Annotated in this window: 15 protein-coding genes; 9 read left to right on the top strand and 6 right to left on the bottom strand. The window is 57.9% G+C overall.

Annotated features, from left to right (window positions below):
* Positions 1 to 20: 20 nt before the first annotated feature.
* Positions 21 to 1,082: an alpha/beta hydrolase gene (locus WG936_RS03380; RefSeq protein ID WP_339572107.1), complete on the bottom strand. Its 1,062-nt coding sequence runs from the start codon at positions 1,080 to 1,082 to the stop codon at positions 21 to 23.
* 97 nt (positions 1,083 to 1,179) lie between these two features.
* Positions 1,180 to 2,229: an alpha/beta hydrolase gene (locus WG936_RS03375; RefSeq protein WP_339564408.1), complete on the bottom strand. Its 1,050-nt coding sequence runs from the start codon at positions 2,227 to 2,229 to the stop codon at positions 1,180 to 1,182.
* A 629-nt stretch (positions 2,230 to 2,858) separates the two neighbouring features.
* Here WG936_RS03375 and lpdA point away from each other — a divergent pair.
* A complete protein-coding gene (gene lpdA, locus WG936_RS03370; protein WP_339564407.1) occupies positions 2,859 to 4,253 on the top strand; it encodes a dihydrolipoyl dehydrogenase in 1,395 nt (464 codons plus the stop codon).
* A 226-nt stretch (positions 4,254 to 4,479) separates the two neighbouring features.
* A complete protein-coding gene (locus WG936_RS12250) occupies positions 4,480 to 4,653 on the top strand; it encodes a DUF6767 domain-containing protein (protein ID WP_445227785.1) in 174 nt (57 codons plus the stop codon).
* Here WG936_RS12250 and ramB read toward each other — a convergent pair.
* Entirely contained in the window at positions 4,650 to 6,077 is a 1,428-nt protein-coding gene (gene ramB, locus WG936_RS03365) for an acetate metabolism transcriptional regulator RamB (protein WP_339564406.1), read from the bottom strand. The genes WG936_RS12250 and ramB overlap by 4 nt on opposite strands.
* A 414-nt stretch (positions 6,078 to 6,491) precedes the next feature.
* Here ramB and WG936_RS03360 point away from each other — a divergent pair, with 414 nt between their 5' ends.
* From WG936_RS03360 to WG936_RS03335, 6 genes are all read left to right on the top strand, one after another.
* Entirely contained in the window at positions 6,492 to 7,247 is a 756-nt protein-coding gene (locus WG936_RS03360; RefSeq protein WP_339564405.1) for a succinate dehydrogenase cytochrome b subunit, read from the top strand.
* Positions 7,248 to 7,265: 18 nt separating this feature from the next.
* Positions 7,266 to 9,272, top strand: a complete 2,007-nt coding sequence (locus WG936_RS03355; RefSeq protein WP_339564404.1) for a fumarate reductase/succinate dehydrogenase flavoprotein subunit — start codon at positions 7,266 to 7,268, stop codon at positions 9,270 to 9,272.
* Complete coding sequence (locus tag WG936_RS03350) at positions 9,272 to 10,021, top strand: succinate dehydrogenase/fumarate reductase iron-sulfur subunit (RefSeq protein ID WP_339572106.1); 750 nt, start codon at positions 9,272 to 9,274, stop codon at positions 10,019 to 10,021. Before WG936_RS03355 ends, WG936_RS03350 begins: the two co-directional genes overlap by 1 nt.
* A 41-nt stretch (positions 10,022 to 10,062) precedes the next feature.
* Positions 10,063 to 10,407, top strand: a complete 345-nt coding sequence (locus WG936_RS03345; RefSeq protein WP_339572105.1) for a hypothetical protein — start codon at positions 10,063 to 10,065, stop codon at positions 10,405 to 10,407.
* 255 nt (positions 10,408 to 10,662) lie between these two features.
* On the top strand, positions 10,663 to 11,946 hold the full coding sequence (locus tag WG936_RS03340) for a DUF445 domain-containing protein (protein ID WP_445227927.1): 1,284 nt from the start codon (positions 10,663 to 10,665) through the stop codon (positions 11,944 to 11,946).
* A 49-nt stretch (positions 11,947 to 11,995) separates the two neighbouring features.
* On the top strand, positions 11,996 to 12,286 hold the full coding sequence (locus WG936_RS03335) for a DUF2516 family protein (RefSeq protein ID WP_445227926.1): 291 nt from the start codon (positions 11,996 to 11,998) through the stop codon (positions 12,284 to 12,286).
* 3 nt (positions 12,287 to 12,289) lie between these two features.
* Here the strand turns inward: WG936_RS03335 and purU are convergent, their stop codons facing one another.
* Positions 12,290 to 13,183: a formyltetrahydrofolate deformylase gene (gene purU, locus WG936_RS03330; RefSeq protein WP_339572103.1), complete on the bottom strand. Its 894-nt coding sequence runs from the start codon at positions 13,181 to 13,183 to the stop codon at positions 12,290 to 12,292.
* Between the two features lie 36 nt (positions 13,184 to 13,219).
* Between purU and deoC the strand changes: the two genes are divergently transcribed.
* Positions 13,220 to 13,870, top strand: coding sequence for a deoxyribose-phosphate aldolase (gene deoC, locus WG936_RS03325; RefSeq protein ID WP_339572102.1), 651 nt, complete (start codon positions 13,220 to 13,222; stop codon positions 13,868 to 13,870).
* Here the strand turns inward: deoC and WG936_RS03320 are convergent.
* Positions 13,867 to 14,679, bottom strand: coding sequence for an LmeA family phospholipid-binding protein (locus WG936_RS03320; protein ID WP_339572101.1), 813 nt, complete (start codon positions 14,677 to 14,679; stop codon positions 13,867 to 13,869). The genes deoC and WG936_RS03320 overlap by 4 nt on opposite strands.
* Positions 14,680 to 14,705: 26 nt before the next feature.
* Positions 14,706 to 15,509 (bottom strand): class I SAM-dependent methyltransferase, encoded by an 804-nt coding sequence (locus WG936_RS03315; RefSeq protein WP_339572100.1) that lies wholly within the window; start codon positions 15,507 to 15,509, stop codon positions 14,706 to 14,708.
* Positions 15,510 to 15,523 lie beyond the last annotated feature (14 nt).

Here is a 15,523-nt window from a genome sequence, read left to right as displayed (position 1 = left end):
TGTAAGCCCTTCGAGAGCTACTACATGCCGAATGCGTAGCGAAAGGTCTCCCAGGAAGCGTGCATGTCTTCCTCCCAGTAGGCCCAAGAGTGGGTGCCCACTGGGCGGAACACCCAGTCAGCGCCGATGCCCTGGGAATCGAGCTTAGCCTTGAGGTCGTGGGTGCACTTATTGCTGCCAGCTTCAATGGCGGCGCCCTCCGTGTTGAGTAGTGCGACGTTTGCAGAGTTGCCCTGGACGCGCTCGCCGCTCCACAGATCATCTGGGCCGGCGAGGCCGGAAGCGTTGGAGATGTACATCGGGGTGCCGCGCAGCTTCTCGGAATTGGTCAGCGCGTCGTTGTAGTGCCAGGTGCCGGTGCCCAGTGGGCCCCACATCTGTTCCCTGGTGGCTCCGCCTCGTTTCAGCGTCTGGTCGAGGCCGAACAGGCCGGCACCTTGGGAGGTCTGGGCGCAGCCGGAGAAGGAACCGATGGCGTCGTAGAAGCCCGGCTGGTGCTGCGCGTACAGCAGGGTGGTGGTTGCGGTCATGGACATGCCGAAGATGGCGCGCTGATCGTTGGCGTTGAGGTTGTCTTCGATAGCCTGTGGGAGTTCCTTGGTCATGAAGGTTTCCCACATCTGTTTGCCGCCGAGGTGGGGAACCTCCTGCTGCCAGTCGGTGTAATAGGAGAACTTGCCTGCCATCGGGATAACGAGGTTGACATCTTTGTCGGCGTAGAAGTCGAGGATGTCGGTCTGCATGACCCAGTTCGCGCGACCTTCGCCGCCGTCGCCACCGTTCAAGGCGTACACAGTTGGGCGGCCGGGGTTAACAGCGCGCTTGACGACGAGCGGGATCCAGCGATCCATGGATGGGGAATAGGCCCACATTTCCTCCGCTTGTGGGTGTTCTTCCACCTTCTGGCGCCACTTTGGTGCGGTATCGCCCATCGGGCCTTCGTGGATCTGGGCAGGGGTGATACCTGCGGCAACCTCGGCGACAGGCGTGCCGGCGAAAGCGGCAGGCGCACCGAGTGTGAACAGGGCCGCAGCAGAGATCGTAGCGATGAGGTTTCGAGTGATATGCGGAGCTAGTTTCATATTAAGAGTTGCGCATCTTTCTCAGGAGACACATGTGCGGCCAATCCCTGGTGAGAGGAATTGGCCGCACAATGTTAGAACGATTTCTTAGAGCCGACTACATGCCGAATGCGTAGCGGAAGGTTTCCCAGGAGCCGCGCAGGTCTTCCTGCCAGTAGGCCCAAGAGTGGGTGCCCACTGGACGGAAGGCCCAGTCAGCGCCGATGCCCTGGGAATCGAGCTTAGCCTTGAGATCGTGGGTGCACTTGTTGGTAGCGGCCTCGATGGCGCCACCCTCAACGACCAAGACACCGACGTTTGCAGAGTTGCCCTGGACGCGCTCGCCGCTCCACAAGTCCTGCTGGCCGGCGAGGCCGGAAGCGTTAGAGATGTACATCGGGGTGCCGCGCAGCTTCTCGGAGTTGATCAGAGCGTCGTTGTAGTGCCAGGTGCCAGTGCCCAGTGGGCCCCACATCTGCTCCTTGGTTACGCCGCCACGCTGCAAGGTGAGATCGATGGCTGGCAGGCCAACGCCACCGGAAGTCTGGGCGCAACCGGAGAAGGAGCCAATGGCGTCGTAGAAGCCCGGCTGGTGCTGCGCGTACAGCAGGGTGGTGGTTGCGGTCATGGACATGCCGAAGATGGCACGCTGATCGTTAGCAGCCAAGTGAGTCTCGATAGCCTGTGGGAGCTCCTTGGTCATGAAGGTTTCCCACATCTGCTTGCCGCCGAGGTTGGGGGCATCCTGTTGCCAGTCGGTGTAGTAAGAGAACTTGCCGGCCATTGGCATGACCATGTTGACATCTTTGTCGGCGTAGAAGTCGAGGATGTCGGTCTGCATGACCCAGTTCGCGCGACCTTCGCCGCCGTCGCCACCGTTCAAGGCGTAAACAGTTGGGCGGCCTGGGTTAGCAGCGCGCTTGACGACGAGCGGGATCCAGCGATCCATGGATGGGGAGTAAGCCCACATCTCTTCCGCCTGTGGGTGCTCTTCCACCTTCTGGCGCCACTTTGGTGCGGTATCACCCATCGGGCCTTCGTGGATCTGGGCAGGGGCGATACCTGCGGCAACTTCGGCTTCTGGCGTGCCGGCGAAGGCTGCAGGCGCGCCAACGAGGATCATTGCGGCTGCTGCGGCAGACGCTGCAATGCGACGGAAGTTCTTCATAGATGCAGTCTTTCCTTGAAATTATGGATGCTGGGTGAAAGGACACAGCGAAACCGAATTGAATATCGAAATTAATTTAAGACTTCGATTGGGTTGTCGGGTTTTGGTGTCCAAACGTTAACACTCGGCCAATCTTTCCGTGAAAAGCCACAAGATTCAATAGCATGAAGCGTTTTTTCTATCGAAAAGCTAACCACTTAATAAAATAGCAGGAAACCTGTGGCGGATGTTACTCAATGTCACTATTGTTACAAATGGTGTTAATGTGGGCCGTGCTAATAAAGGTGGCTCGGGCGCCGCACACGTGTAACAGAACGAGGCGGAGCACCGCTTCAATATAGGTACAGCGCTTCCACGCGGCACCTTCAACAAGGAAAACGTAAAGGAAAAATTATGCAGATCCTCGAACAGATCATCCTCTTCATCAACAACGGTCTCGGCCCAGCTCTTCATGCAGGTTCCTCCGGATCCAGCCAGCTGGCACTGGCTCTCGGCCTGCTCTAATAAGGCTTTCAGCTTCACTTCTTTTGGGCGTCGAAAAGCGGCATTGACCGCCGTTCGGCGCCCTTTTTGTGCCTAACGGGGCCAAACACACGACATCGTGGGCGTAGGCACGTATCCTAGGAACCGTGACTGAACATTATGACGTAGTAGTACTCGGCGCTGGCCCTGGTGGCTATGTGTCCGCCATTCGCGCAGCCCAGCTCGGACTGAAGGTTGCTGTTATTGAAAAGCAGTACTGGGGAGGTGTCTGTCTCAACGTCGGTTGTATCCCGTCCAAGGCCCTGCTGAAGAACGCGGAAGTTGCCCACATCTTCAACCACGAAGCCAAGACCTTTGGTATTTCCGGTGATGTCTCCTTCGACTTCGGTACCGCGCATGCCCGCTCCCGTAAGGTTTCGGAGGGCATCGTCAAGGGCGTGCATTACCTGATGAAGAAGAACAAGATCACCGAGATCGATGGTTGGGGCTCCTTCAAGGACGCAAAGACCATCGAGGTAGATGGCAAGACCATCACCTTTGACAACTGCATCATCGCTTCCGGTTCCGTAGTGCGCTCCCTGCCCGGCGTGGAACTGTCCAAGAATGTCGTCTCCTACGAGGAGCAGATCCTCAACCCAGAGGCACCGAACTCCATGGTTATCGTGGGTGCGGGCGCCATTGGCATGGAATTCGCTTATGTCCTGGCCAACTATGGTGTTGACGTCACGATCGTCGAGTTCATGGATCGTGTGCTGCCTAACGAGGACGCAGACGTCTCTAAGGTCATTGAAAAGGAATACAAGAAGCTCGGCGTCAAGCTGCTCACCGGCTACAAGACCACCGCTGTGCGCGACAATGGCTCTTCCGTTGAGGTGGATGTCGAATCCAAGGACGGGTCTAAGAAGGACACCCTCACCGTCGACCGTGTCATGATCTCCATCGGCTTCGCACCTCGCGTAGAGGGCTTCGGCCTAGAGAACACCGGCGTCAAGCTCACCGAGCGCGGCGCCATCGATATCGATGACTTCATGCGCACGAATGTCGATGGCATTTACGCCATCGGCGACGTCACTGCGAAGCTACAGCTGGCGCACGTGGCTGAGGCTCAGGGCGTTGTCGCTGCTGAGACCATCGCCGGCGCTGAGACCATGGAGCTCGGCGACTACATGATGATGCCGCGCGCCACCTTCTGCAACCCGCAGGTCGCCTCCTTCGGCTACACCGAGGAACAGGCCAAGCAGAAGTTCGAAGGTCGCGAAATCAAAACCGCGATGTTCCCATTCTCCGCGAACGGCAAGGCTGCAGGTCTCGCCGAGACCGCAGGCTTTGTCAAGCTGGTGGCTGACGCTGAGTTTGGCGAGCTTCTCGGCGCCCACATGGTCGGTGCTGGTGTCTCCGAGATGCTCCCAGAGCTCACCTTGGCCCAGAAGTTCGACCTTACTGCTGAGGAAATCGGCCGTAACGTGCACACCCACCCGACGCTTTCTGAGGCAATGAAGGAAGCCGCAGAGGGCATCATGGGGCACATGATTAACCTCTAAGGGTTTGGCTTTCGCTCCCGTCTGGCAATGCGCCGGGCGGGAGCTTTTGCATGCCGCTTCTCGACGGCAATAGTGGCGGGGAGTCGCTAGCTGGACGGACTTCGCGAACATCTCTTGCCGAACTTCCCAGGATGTCAGTCATTTTCAATAGTGGTCACCAGGGAAGTTCGGCAAAAGAAGTTCGGCGGAAAGGTGTGCTGAGTGTGGGCGTACCATCGAACCCGCAATGAAACACCACAATCCGAACCCCAAGTGCCCTATTCGGTATGGCGAGCCCTGCACTGCGTGCCAACCGGGGACGAACGGGCCCAATGACTGTCAGCTCGTACAGCTTGTTCGCGAGGACCCGGATCTCAAGGAGCTTATGGTCGAGATGATCAAGAAGGGGCGACAGACTTAGTAGGGTGCCACCGTCGATTCGTGTGCATCGATATGAATGTTGCGATGGACCGGAGGGAAGGCCCGCTGGGCGCAATTGTCGCGAGTACAGACGCGGCATCCTGCGCCGATCGGGGTTATGGCAGTCATGTCCTCTAGGTCCAGGCCTTCGGCGTAAATCGTGCGTTCTGCATGTCGCGCCTCGCAGCCGAGTCCAATGGCAAAGAGCTTTCCCGGTTCTCCATAGCGGCCCCGGTGATGGCGTACCGTGCGGGAGACCCACAGGTAATTGCGTCCGTCTGGCATCTGAGCTAGCTGACGCATGATCGTGCCGGGGTTGGTGAAAGTTTCGTAGACATTCCAGAGCGGGCAGGTGCCGCCGGAATGGGTGAAGTGAAAACCCGTGGCAGATTGGCGCTTTGACATGTTGCCAGCGCGGTCAACTCGCACGAAGGTGAAAGGGATGCCGCGCAGTTGCGGTCGCTGCAGCGTCGAAAGGCGGTGGCATGTTGTTTCGTAGCCAACGCCGTAGAGCTGACAGAGATATTCGATGTCGTATCGAGACTTTTCAGAGTCAGCATGGAAGCTGCGGTAAGGCAGCATGAGGGCCGCCGCGAAGTACTGGGCGACACCACGCAGTGCCAACTCATAGGACTCGGGTGAGGTGAAGTGTCCGTCGTCGACATACGAGCGGATCATCTCTGATGCTTCTAGCTGACCAAGCTCGGAAGCCATGCGGAATGCCCGTTGTCCTGGGTGGAGGCGCGTGGACAAGGTGAGCTCGCGGGTGTCGGGGTCGAAGCGGTGCAAAATGCCGCCGACTTCGTTCGAAGAGTTGATTTGGACGCCATGCAAGCTGGTCAATCGGCGTGCGATGGAGTCTTCGGTGGCCCGGATATCGTGCGGCCCGATGTGTAGCTCCGTTGCGATGCGCTCAGCCTGCGTATCGACGCCGTCGAGGTAGTTTTGACGTGCATAGAAGAAGTCGCGGACTTCCTCATGCGGCATGGAGAGGGCTTGGGCGCGGGGCGTGGGGGCGTCGGGAGTGGGGGAGTGTCGCGTATCGACGGCGAGATTGAGCTTGTCGCGCACATTTCGGTAGCGCCGGTGCATATCCACCATTGCGCGGGCGAGAGTGGGGTGGTTGTAAACCATCTCGGATATTTCTTGTAGCTCAACCGCCGAGGGGCAGATTTCTTTATCAAGTACTACGTCTTGTACCTCGGCGAGGAGTCGGGAGTCGTCATCGCGTGAGAAGAACGTTGCATCGACCCCGAATGACTCCGTGATGCGAAGTAACACTGGCACAGTGAGTGGGCGAACGTCATGTTCGATTTGGTTCACGTAGCTAGCGGAGAGGCCAAGGGTCGCTGCGAGTGAAGCTTGGCTGAGGTCGCGTTCACGGCGTAGTTGGCGGAGGCGTGAACCCACATATGTCTTACCCATGAACGCACTATAGCGTGATGGGAGTCACGTTTGCTGGAAAACTTCACAACATTTTACAAAGCTAAATTTGCAATTCGCTAAACTAACAAAATTCCAGCTAGAAACACCATTTAGCGAGCACTTTTGTTGTCATATATGGAAAATGGCAGCTACAACTTTTGAATGAGTTGCATTGGGGGGTGCTGGTGTCCGTTTTTGGAATTTGTGACCAAGCGCACATTATGGTCACAACTGTTGGCAAAGTTCCAGTTGGGCAACGGTTGTTACGCGTGGGAATGCATGGCAGTGGCCAAAAAAGATGCTATTTCGGTGATATTTCCTCCGAAAACACCGGTGCCACAGATCACTTAGGCGGTCATTGAGTGGTTGATTAGCCCTGCTTGGCCGTAGAGTAATAGCGACACTGGAGGTGCCATGACTGTTAAATTTGATGACCGTGACGCAGTTGTTCACGGTAAAATTACTGAGAAGCCGCTTCGAGAGAAGCCAACTATCCCATCTTGGGCGCTTAAGCTGACCATGGCGGTCACGGGCGTTATCTTTGGTCTTTTCGTGCTGGTCCATATGATCGGCAACTTGAAGATCTACCTGCCTGACGTTGACGGCAAGAAGGATCTTGACGTTTACGCGGCATTCCTGCGCGAACTGCTCGTTCCGCTGCTGCCACACGGCTTGTTCCTGTGGATGTTCCGAATCGTATTGCTGCTCTGCCTCGTGCTGCACATCTATGGTGCTTTCGCACTGTCCGCTCGTGCGCGCCAGTCCCGCGGCAAGTTCCGCCGTACGGGCATGATTGGTGGACTGAACTCTTTCACCGCTCGCTCGATGATCGTCACCGGCATCGTGCTGCTGGCCTTCATCATCTTCCACATTTTGGACCTGACTGCAGGTGTGCAACCAGCAGCAGCTGACACCTTCGAACACGGCGCCGCATACGCAAACGTCGTCGCTTCCTTCAGCCGGCCAGGCGTAGCAATCTTCTACGTCATCGCAATGGTTGTCCTGTTCCTGCACCTGTCCCACGGCCTGTGGACTGCAGTGAGCGACCTCGGTATCACCGGCAAGCGCTGGCGTGCCATCCTGCTTTTCGTGTCCTACCTGATCCCAGCTGCAGTGCTGGTAGGTAACAGCACGATTCCGTTGGGCGTCATGTTCGGCTTGATCGGTTAAGGCTAAGGAAACTAAACAATGAGCATTAATTCTGAAACCGCAATCAAGCCGGAGTTCAACGCTCCCGCTTCCGTCGTCTCTGGCGTTGCCGTTGGCTCCGTGCTGGATTCCGCACTGCCTGAGGGCGTCTCTTACAAGGAGGCCTGGGAGTACCAGAAAGATCACTACAACCTGGTTTCCCCGCTGAACCGTCGTAAGTTCCGCATCCTCGTCGTCGGCACCGGCCTGTCCGGCGGTGGCGCAGCTGCCGCTTTGGGTGAGCTGGGGTACGACGTCAAGGCCTTCACTTACCACGATGCCCCACGCCGTGCGCACTCCATTGCTGCACAGGGTGGCGTTAACTCCGCTCGTGGCAAGAAGGTCGACAACGACGGCTCTTACCGCCACGTTAAGGACACCGTCAAGGGTGGCGACTACCGCTCCCGTGAGGCTGACTGCTGGCGTCTGGCTGTCGAGTCTGTTCGCGTCATCGACCACATGAACGCCATCGGCGCACCATTCGCTCGTGAATACGGTGGCGCTCTGGCTACCCGTTCCTTCGGTGGTGTGCAGGTCTCCCGTACCTACTACACCCGTGGCCAAACCGGTCAGCAGCTGCAGCTTTCCTGTGCAGCAGCGCTGCAGCGTCAGATCCACAAGAAAACCGTGGAAATCTTCACCCACAACGAGATGGTCGACCTGATCATCAATGAAGTAGAGGGTAAGAAGGTCTGCCAGGGTGTCATTATGCGCAACCTGATCACCGGCGAGCTCACGGCCCACACCGGCCATGCTGTGATCCTGGCAACCGGCGGCTACGGAAACGTGTACTACATGTCCACGCTGGCTAAGAACTCCAACGCTTCCGCCATCATGCGTGCGTACGAGCGCGGCGCTTACCTCGCATCGCCTTCCTTCATTCAGTTCCACCCAACCGGCCTGCCGGTGAACGCTGAGTGGCAGTCGAAGACAATTCTGATGTCTGAGTCCCTGCGTAACGACGGCCGCATCTGGTCCCCAGTGAAGCCAAAGGACGACCGCCCAGGCAACGACATCCCTGAGGAAGAGCGTGACTACTTCCTAGAGCGTCGTTACCCTGCATTCGGTAACCTGGTGCCTCGCGACGTTGCATCCCGTGGTATATCCCAGCAGATCAACGCTGGTCTCGGTGTGGGCCCACTGCACAACTCCGTGTACTTGGACTTCCGCGATTCCATCCAGCGTCTCGGCGAGGATGTCATTCGCGAGCGCTACTCCAACCTCTTCGAGATGTATGAAGACGCTATTGGTGAAAACCCATACAAGGAGCCAATGCGTATTGCTCCAACCTGTCACTTCACCATGGGTGGCCTGTGGACCGACTTCGATGAGATGACTTCCATCCCAGGTCTGTTCGCAGCCGGCGAGTGCTCTTGGACCTACCACGGTGCGAACCGTCTGGGTGCAAACTCCCTGCTCTCCGCATCTGTAGACGGCTGGTTCACCCTGCCATTCTCCGTGCCTAACTACCTGGCACAGCACTTGAATGAGCCACGTCTGCCGGAAGACAGCCCAGCGGCTGTACAGGCGCTGAAGGAAGCTCAGGCTCGCATCGACAAGCTGATGAGCATCAACGGCGAGCACGGTCCTGAGTACTTCCACCGCCTGCTTGGCGATATCCTCTACTTCTCCTGTGGCGTTGCTCGTAACGTCGAGGACCTCAAGAAGGGCATCGAGGACATTCGCAAGCTGCGCAAGGACTTCTGGTCGAACCTGCGCATCACCGGTTCGCCAGAAGAGATGAACCAGGTTCTCGAGTACGCTAACCGCGTCGCTGACTACATTGACCTCGGTGAACTCATGTGCGTCGATGCTCTCGACCGCGACGAGTCCTGTGGTGCTCACTTCCGCGAGGATCACCTCTCCGAGGAAGGCGAAGCAGAGCGCGACGACGACAACTGGTGCTTCGTGTCCGCATGGGAGCCAGCCGGCGAGGACAAGTTCATTCGCCACGCTGAGCCTCTCTACTTCGAAGCCGTCCCGCTTCAGACAAGGAATTACAAGTAATGAAACTGACTCTTGAAATTTGGCGTCAGGCTGGACCAAACACCGAAGGACACTTCGAGACCGTCCAAGTCCCTGACGCAGTAGAGCAGATGTCCGTCTTGGAGCTGCTCGACCACGTCAATGAAGGCATGATCGAGGCTGGCAAAGAACCATTCGCTTTCGCCTCCGACTGCCGTGAAGGCATCTGTGGTACCTGTGGCGTCAACGTCAACGGGCGCCCACACGGTGCAGACAAGAACAAGCCTGCCTGCCAGCAGCGCATGTACAACTACAAGGATGGCGACACCCTTAAGATCGAGCCAATGCGTTCCGCTGCATTCCCTGTCATCAAGGACATGGTTGTGGACCGCTCCGCATTGGACCGTGTCATGCAGCAGGGCGGCTACGTCTCCGTCGATGCAGGTACTGCACCAGATGCAGATACTTTGCACATGAACCACCAGATGGCCGAGCTGGCCCTGGACCACGCAGCCTGCATCGGCTGTGGTGCTTGTGTCGCTGCTTGCCCTAACGGTGCGGCACACCTGTTCACCGGCGCAAAGCTCGTTCACCTCTCCCTCATGCCTATGGGTAAGGAAGAGCGTGGCAAGCGTGCTCGCCAAATGGTGGATCAGGTGGAAACTTCCTTCGGTCCATGCTCGCTCTACGGAGAGTGCAGCGATGTCTGTCCTGCTGGTATCCCATTGACCGCAGTTGCAGCGATCAACAAGGAGAGGGCACGTGCTTTCTTCTCCGCTAAGGACAACTAAGCTGTAAGCAACTGCAGCTTTTGAGAAAGGCGACTAGCACAATGAATGACAGCAAAGCTATCCAAGATTTCCGGGTTTACGAGGGCTCGATCGAGTCGAGCTACGTTGAGGGCTACACGCCAGTCAGCTACGAGGCACCACACTCCTCGTTGCACAAGTCCATCACATGGATTGGCATGGGCTTGCTCCTGGTTTCCCTCCTAGGCTTCGGCATCCTCATCTTTGCCATTGGGTCCAAGACAGTGGGCTCTCAGGCGAATTGGGATCTGTACGCGATGGTCGGCGGCATTCTTGCCGCAGTACTGGTTATTGCGGGCTTTGCAGCCATCTACGCTGGTCGAGCTGATCTCCGAAAGTGGCGCGCACGCACTGGTCGTAACGACTAACCTGCACGCGCAACTCGCTAATTAGCAGCGGCCTCGGCCCCCTTGGTTTTCCTTGGTGGCCCGAGGCCGCTGCTGCGTTCGATTACAGTGGTGGCATGAACTCACGCAACCTCATTCTGGTCTTGATCACCCTCATCACCGTGCTCTCAGTGCTATTGATGGGTAAGTACTGGTGGGCGATGTACGGGGGCTAGTGCGTGCACTGTGTATTCGGCAAAATTTCACACAACGCGTAGATAGGCGATAATGGCAGGTATGTCTTTTCGACCTATGCCAGTCCCATCCGATGAAGCCGAGCGACGCGCCGCGCTTCGCCGGCACAAGCTCCTGGCTACGGCGTTGCTCGGAGTTGCCGCAGTCATTTTCCTGAGCATGCAGTACCTGGAGATCAAATCCGGTTTAGATGCAGCATGGGTTGGATATGTGAGGGCTGCTGCTGAGGCCGGAATGGTCGGTGGCCTCGCAGACTGGTTCGCGGTGACGGCGCTGTTCAAATACCCGATGGGGCTGAAAATTCCGCACACCGCGATCGTAAAGAACAAGAAGGATCAAGTCGGCGTCGCTATGTCGGAGTTCGTGGGGGAGAACTTCCTCAACGCCGAGCTCATCACCGATAAGGTTCGTCAGTATGGCATCCCGGATCGCCTGGCGGTGTGGCTATCCGAGCCCGATAATGCTCAGAAAGTCTCCGCAGAATCCGGCAAGCTGATAGCCAATGTAGTGCGGGCCCTTGACCCCGCAGACGCAGAGCACCTCATAAGGAAGGCGCTGATTGAAAAAGCAGCAGAGCCGACCTGGGGTCCACCAATTGGCCGAGTCCTAGAGCAGCTGATAGCCGATGGAAAAACTGAGCCCATGGTGGAAGAGGTGGTGCAGTGGATGCACCGCAAGGCCGTCACCTCCGAGGACTTTGTGGTTAAAGTCATTGATGAACGGATGCCTACCTGGGCTCCCCGCTTCGTGCATGACCTCGTGGGTGAACGTGTGCACCGCGAGGTGGTGCAGTGGACAGCGACCGTAGCTGCGCAACCTAACCATGAGGCACGCCAGGCGATCCGTAAGTTCATCAACAACCTCGCACAGGACCTCCAATTCGACTCGGTGATGATCAGCCGCGTAGAGGAATGGAAAGCCGAGATCATGGGCTCGCGCCAGGTAGAGGCCGCTCCGGCGCTGCTGTGGGAATCTGCCGCGAAATCCATCATCGCTGCTGCGGAAGATGCGGATTCACTCCTGCGCGCCAAGATCGCTGAGCTCTCCCTGGTGTGGGGAAACAATTTGCGAGATGATTCCGCGCTCCGTGACTCCTTGGACCGTCGTATCACCGGCGCTACCCGTTTCTTGGCTGACAACCTTGCCCCTGCGGTTTCTGAGATCATTTCGGAAACGGTGGAACGGTGGGACGCCGAGGAAGCTTCTGACAAGATCGAGCTGATGGTGGGGAAAGACCTACAGTACATTCGCTTGAACGGCACGATCGTCGGTGCGCTGGCAGGTCTGGCTATTTACACTCTCTCTCAACTCATCTTCGCAGCCTAGCTGTTAGGATGAGCTTTCGAGCAACCGTCGTCGCAAAGGATTAGCCCTCGTGTTCCAGAACATCAGCATCATGACGAGCATCATCATGTACGCGCATTACGCCTTGACGCTGTGTGCGCTCTTTGGTGCGGTGCAAGTAGCCATGACGCGTGAGGACGCATTTCCGGCAGCTGATCGGCAGAGCAAGTGGATGTGGTTCGGCATCCTGATTGGTTGCGCGTTTGCTATTGTTGCCGGATTGCCAATCCTCAGCTGGATCGCCATCGTTGCGGTGGGCGTGTACTTCTTTGATGTTCGGCCCCAGATCAAGGACCTCATCAGCGGAAACTACCGCTGGTAGTTCCTACACCAGGATCACAGTGTGGTTGCCGTGGATCAGCACGCGATCCTCTAGGTGGAAACGCAATCCACGCGCTAGTACTTGTTCCTCGGCATCGCGACCTATGCGTTGCATGTCCGCAGGGGTGTCCTTATGGGAAATTCGGATGACGTCTTGCTCGATGATCGGGCCGTCGTCTAGATCGCTGGTGGCGTAGTGACATGTCGCACCGATGAGCTTCACGCCACGCTGATAGGCCTGGTGGTACGGGCGCGCACCCATAAATGACGGTAGGAAACTGTGGTGGATGTTGATCGCGCGACCAGCCCACATTTCGCACAAGTCGGCAGGCAGTATCTGCATGAAGCGGGCGAGCACGATGGCATCCGGTTCGTGAGCATTAACGAGTGCCGCAACTTCGTCGAAAGCTTTGCGCTTGCCGACGGCATCCTTTGGGAACGGCACGTAGTGGAAATCGATCCCGTGTGCCTCCGCTAGCGGGCGAAGATGCTCGTGGTTGCCGATGACGGCGGCAATCTCCATCGGGTAGTCATTCTGCGCGACGCGACCAAGCAGGTCATGCAGGCAGTGACCTTCCTTAGACACCAGAATAACGGCCTTCTTCCGCTGTGCGTTGTCGTAGAGGCGCCACTGTGCGTTGTCACCGATGGTGTCTGCGATGGCGGCGAACTTGGCCTTGAACTCCTCGAAAGGGATGGAGATGGAGGAGGCCCGCACTGCTTGGCGAGTAAAGAACCAGCCTGAGTGAGCATCGGTGAAGTAGTCAGCCTCCACGATCCAGCCGTCGCATTCCTCTAAGAAGGCGGAGATGCGTGCCACGATGCCGGTGGTATCTTGGCAGCTCAGCGTGAGGATGTACTGGTGCTCGTCAGTTTCTGGCAGTGCTACAGGGGTCATGAGCGCATTTTACCCCGCCGTGTATAAGGTGAGAGCATGAGTCTCACCCCAGAATCTTTGGCACCGAAATTGGAGTACGAGCTGCTGGATCCGCTGGCCACGGCTGTGGACGTCGAGAAGCTGCTCGCCACGGCGCAGGACCTCAGTGTGCCGGCGATCTGCGTGGCCCCGCACCTACTTCCCGCAGTGCCGGAAACTGAGCTCCAGCTAGGCACGGTGTGTGGTTTCCCTACCGGGATGCACCACAGCCTACTCAAAGCCACGGAGGCACGGTTCGCTGTGCAGTGCGGTGCGATCCAAGTGGACTTGGTGCCGAACCTAGGCGCGGTGCAGGCGGGGGACTGGAACACCCTATTGGCGGAGATTGTTGCGGTGCGGGAAGCAATCACCGATCATGTGCAGCTTACGGTTGTGCTGGAAAACGCGGTGTTCTCGGAGGAGCAGCTGGTGCAAGCAGCGCGAACTGCGGTGCAGGCAGGGGCAAACAATGTGAAAGCCGCCACCGGTTTCCATCCTGCTGGTGGTGCGACGGTGGCGGCAGTGCGGGCGCTCGCGGGTGCTGTCCCAGCCGGCATCGGCGTCAAGGCCGGGGGCGGGATCGAGACTTTTGAGCAGGCTGCGGCGCTTATCGACGCCGGGGCGACTGCCCTCGCGGTTTCACGCGTACGCGAGATTCTCGCGGGTTAGGAGCGTGGCGTCCCAGATTGGGTTGCACCTTCAACTTGGCTCAACGGGACGTCATCGCCGGAAAAGCGTAGGTGAACTGCTTCGTCAGAGACGCTGATATCCTCAATCTTCAACTGGCCGGACATCTCGGTGGCTTGGCGTTCAAAGGCCTGTGTGATCGCAGTGGTGGCCGATTCCGGTAGATCCATGCCGAGCACGCTAGCTTTCTCTGCGGTGAACTTGACCTTGTCGCCCTCCATAGTTGGGCGCAGGGTCAGGGAAGCGGCACCGTCAGTGAACTCCACCTTGACGGCCTGTTCTGCCTCGATGGCATCGATCTTCGAGACCTTGATCAGGCCACTGAGTAGCTGCGAAGCGAGGCTATCGCCTGTTTTTCCGGCCTGCTCGGCCATCGAAGCTTGTGCTTGGGCAAGAAGATAGTCTTCTTTGATATCGGTGTTGACGAGCAGATGTCCCGCGATTGGGTTGTTCTTATCTTTGATGTTGAGGTCTTTGACAGAGATGTCGGCAGCCGGAGCCCCCTCAACCACTGGGGCGCCGTCCTTGCCCTCGAAAACGGAGTAGGACGCTGGCATTGACATATCCAAAGACGGTATGGTGCCCGTCAGCTGCGAAAGCAGGACCGGGGTTGGGCCGAAGGATATCGAGGGATCTTCCGCGGCCGGAGCCGTGCTGGCGAATTCCTTCTTCAAGTTGTCGCTGATCATCCAGCGCACGCCAAATTCTGCTGCTACGAGCAGCAGAAGCGCCAGCAGGATGAGGCTGACAAGGACTTTCCACACTATTGAACCGGTTCGTTTAGTAGTCACGGTGTACCAGTGTGGCAAAAGTAGCGTCAATTTGCCACGAATTCCCAAGGAACTGTGATCAGGTTGTCCCGAATCCGGCGCCGAATCGGCGCGAGCGGGACACCACTTGTGGCTAGTAAATCGCGAGCTTCGCGCCAGCGGATGCGGGGGCCGTGCGGTGCCCACCCGGCGGTGCGAATCCAGGCGTCATCCATGGCGTGGAGCAAATCATGAATGGCGGTTCCAGGGACATTGCGATGGATGAGCTTCTTGGGCAGCCGCTCAGCCATTTCGCTCGGCAGCGTCACATCGAGTGGATCCCAGGCGAGTGTGAGGGAGCGGGGGCCTGTGTCGTCGAGCAGCACCCAGCTGGAGCGTCGTCCAAGCTCATCGCAGGTACCTTCCACGAAGAGGCCACTCGGTGCTAGTCGGGAGCAGACCTCGGCCCAGGCGTCGTCGACTTGCTGGACATCGTATTGGCGCAGCACGTTGAAGGCGCGCACTAGGTTCGGGCGGTATCCGGCTAACTCGAAACCGCCCAACTCGAAGGTGACCCCACTGCGCGGTGGCAGGATCCGTTCTGGATTGATTTCCAGCCCTGTCACCTGGATATCCGGGCGAATACGCCGCAGCCAGCCGGCCCATTCGACGGTGGTGGTGTGGGAAGCCCCGTAACCCACGTCGAGCGCTAAAGGGTGTGGCACATTCAGGGCGGTCTGCACTTGTGGGTGGTAGCGCAACCATCGGTCACAGCGCCGAAGCCGGTTGATATTGGTGGTGCCCCGGGTGATAACGCCAAGAGGCCGACCACGCGCAGCGCTGAAGCGCAGATTGTGAGCGTGATCGGCCATGATGAACTAGCAGA

It is taken from the genome of Corynebacterium sp. H127 (assembly GCF_037482665.1).
Lineage (GTDB): Bacteria > Actinomycetota > Actinomycetes > Mycobacteriales > Mycobacteriaceae > Corynebacterium.
This window is presented reverse-complemented; position numbering and strand designations above follow the sequence as displayed.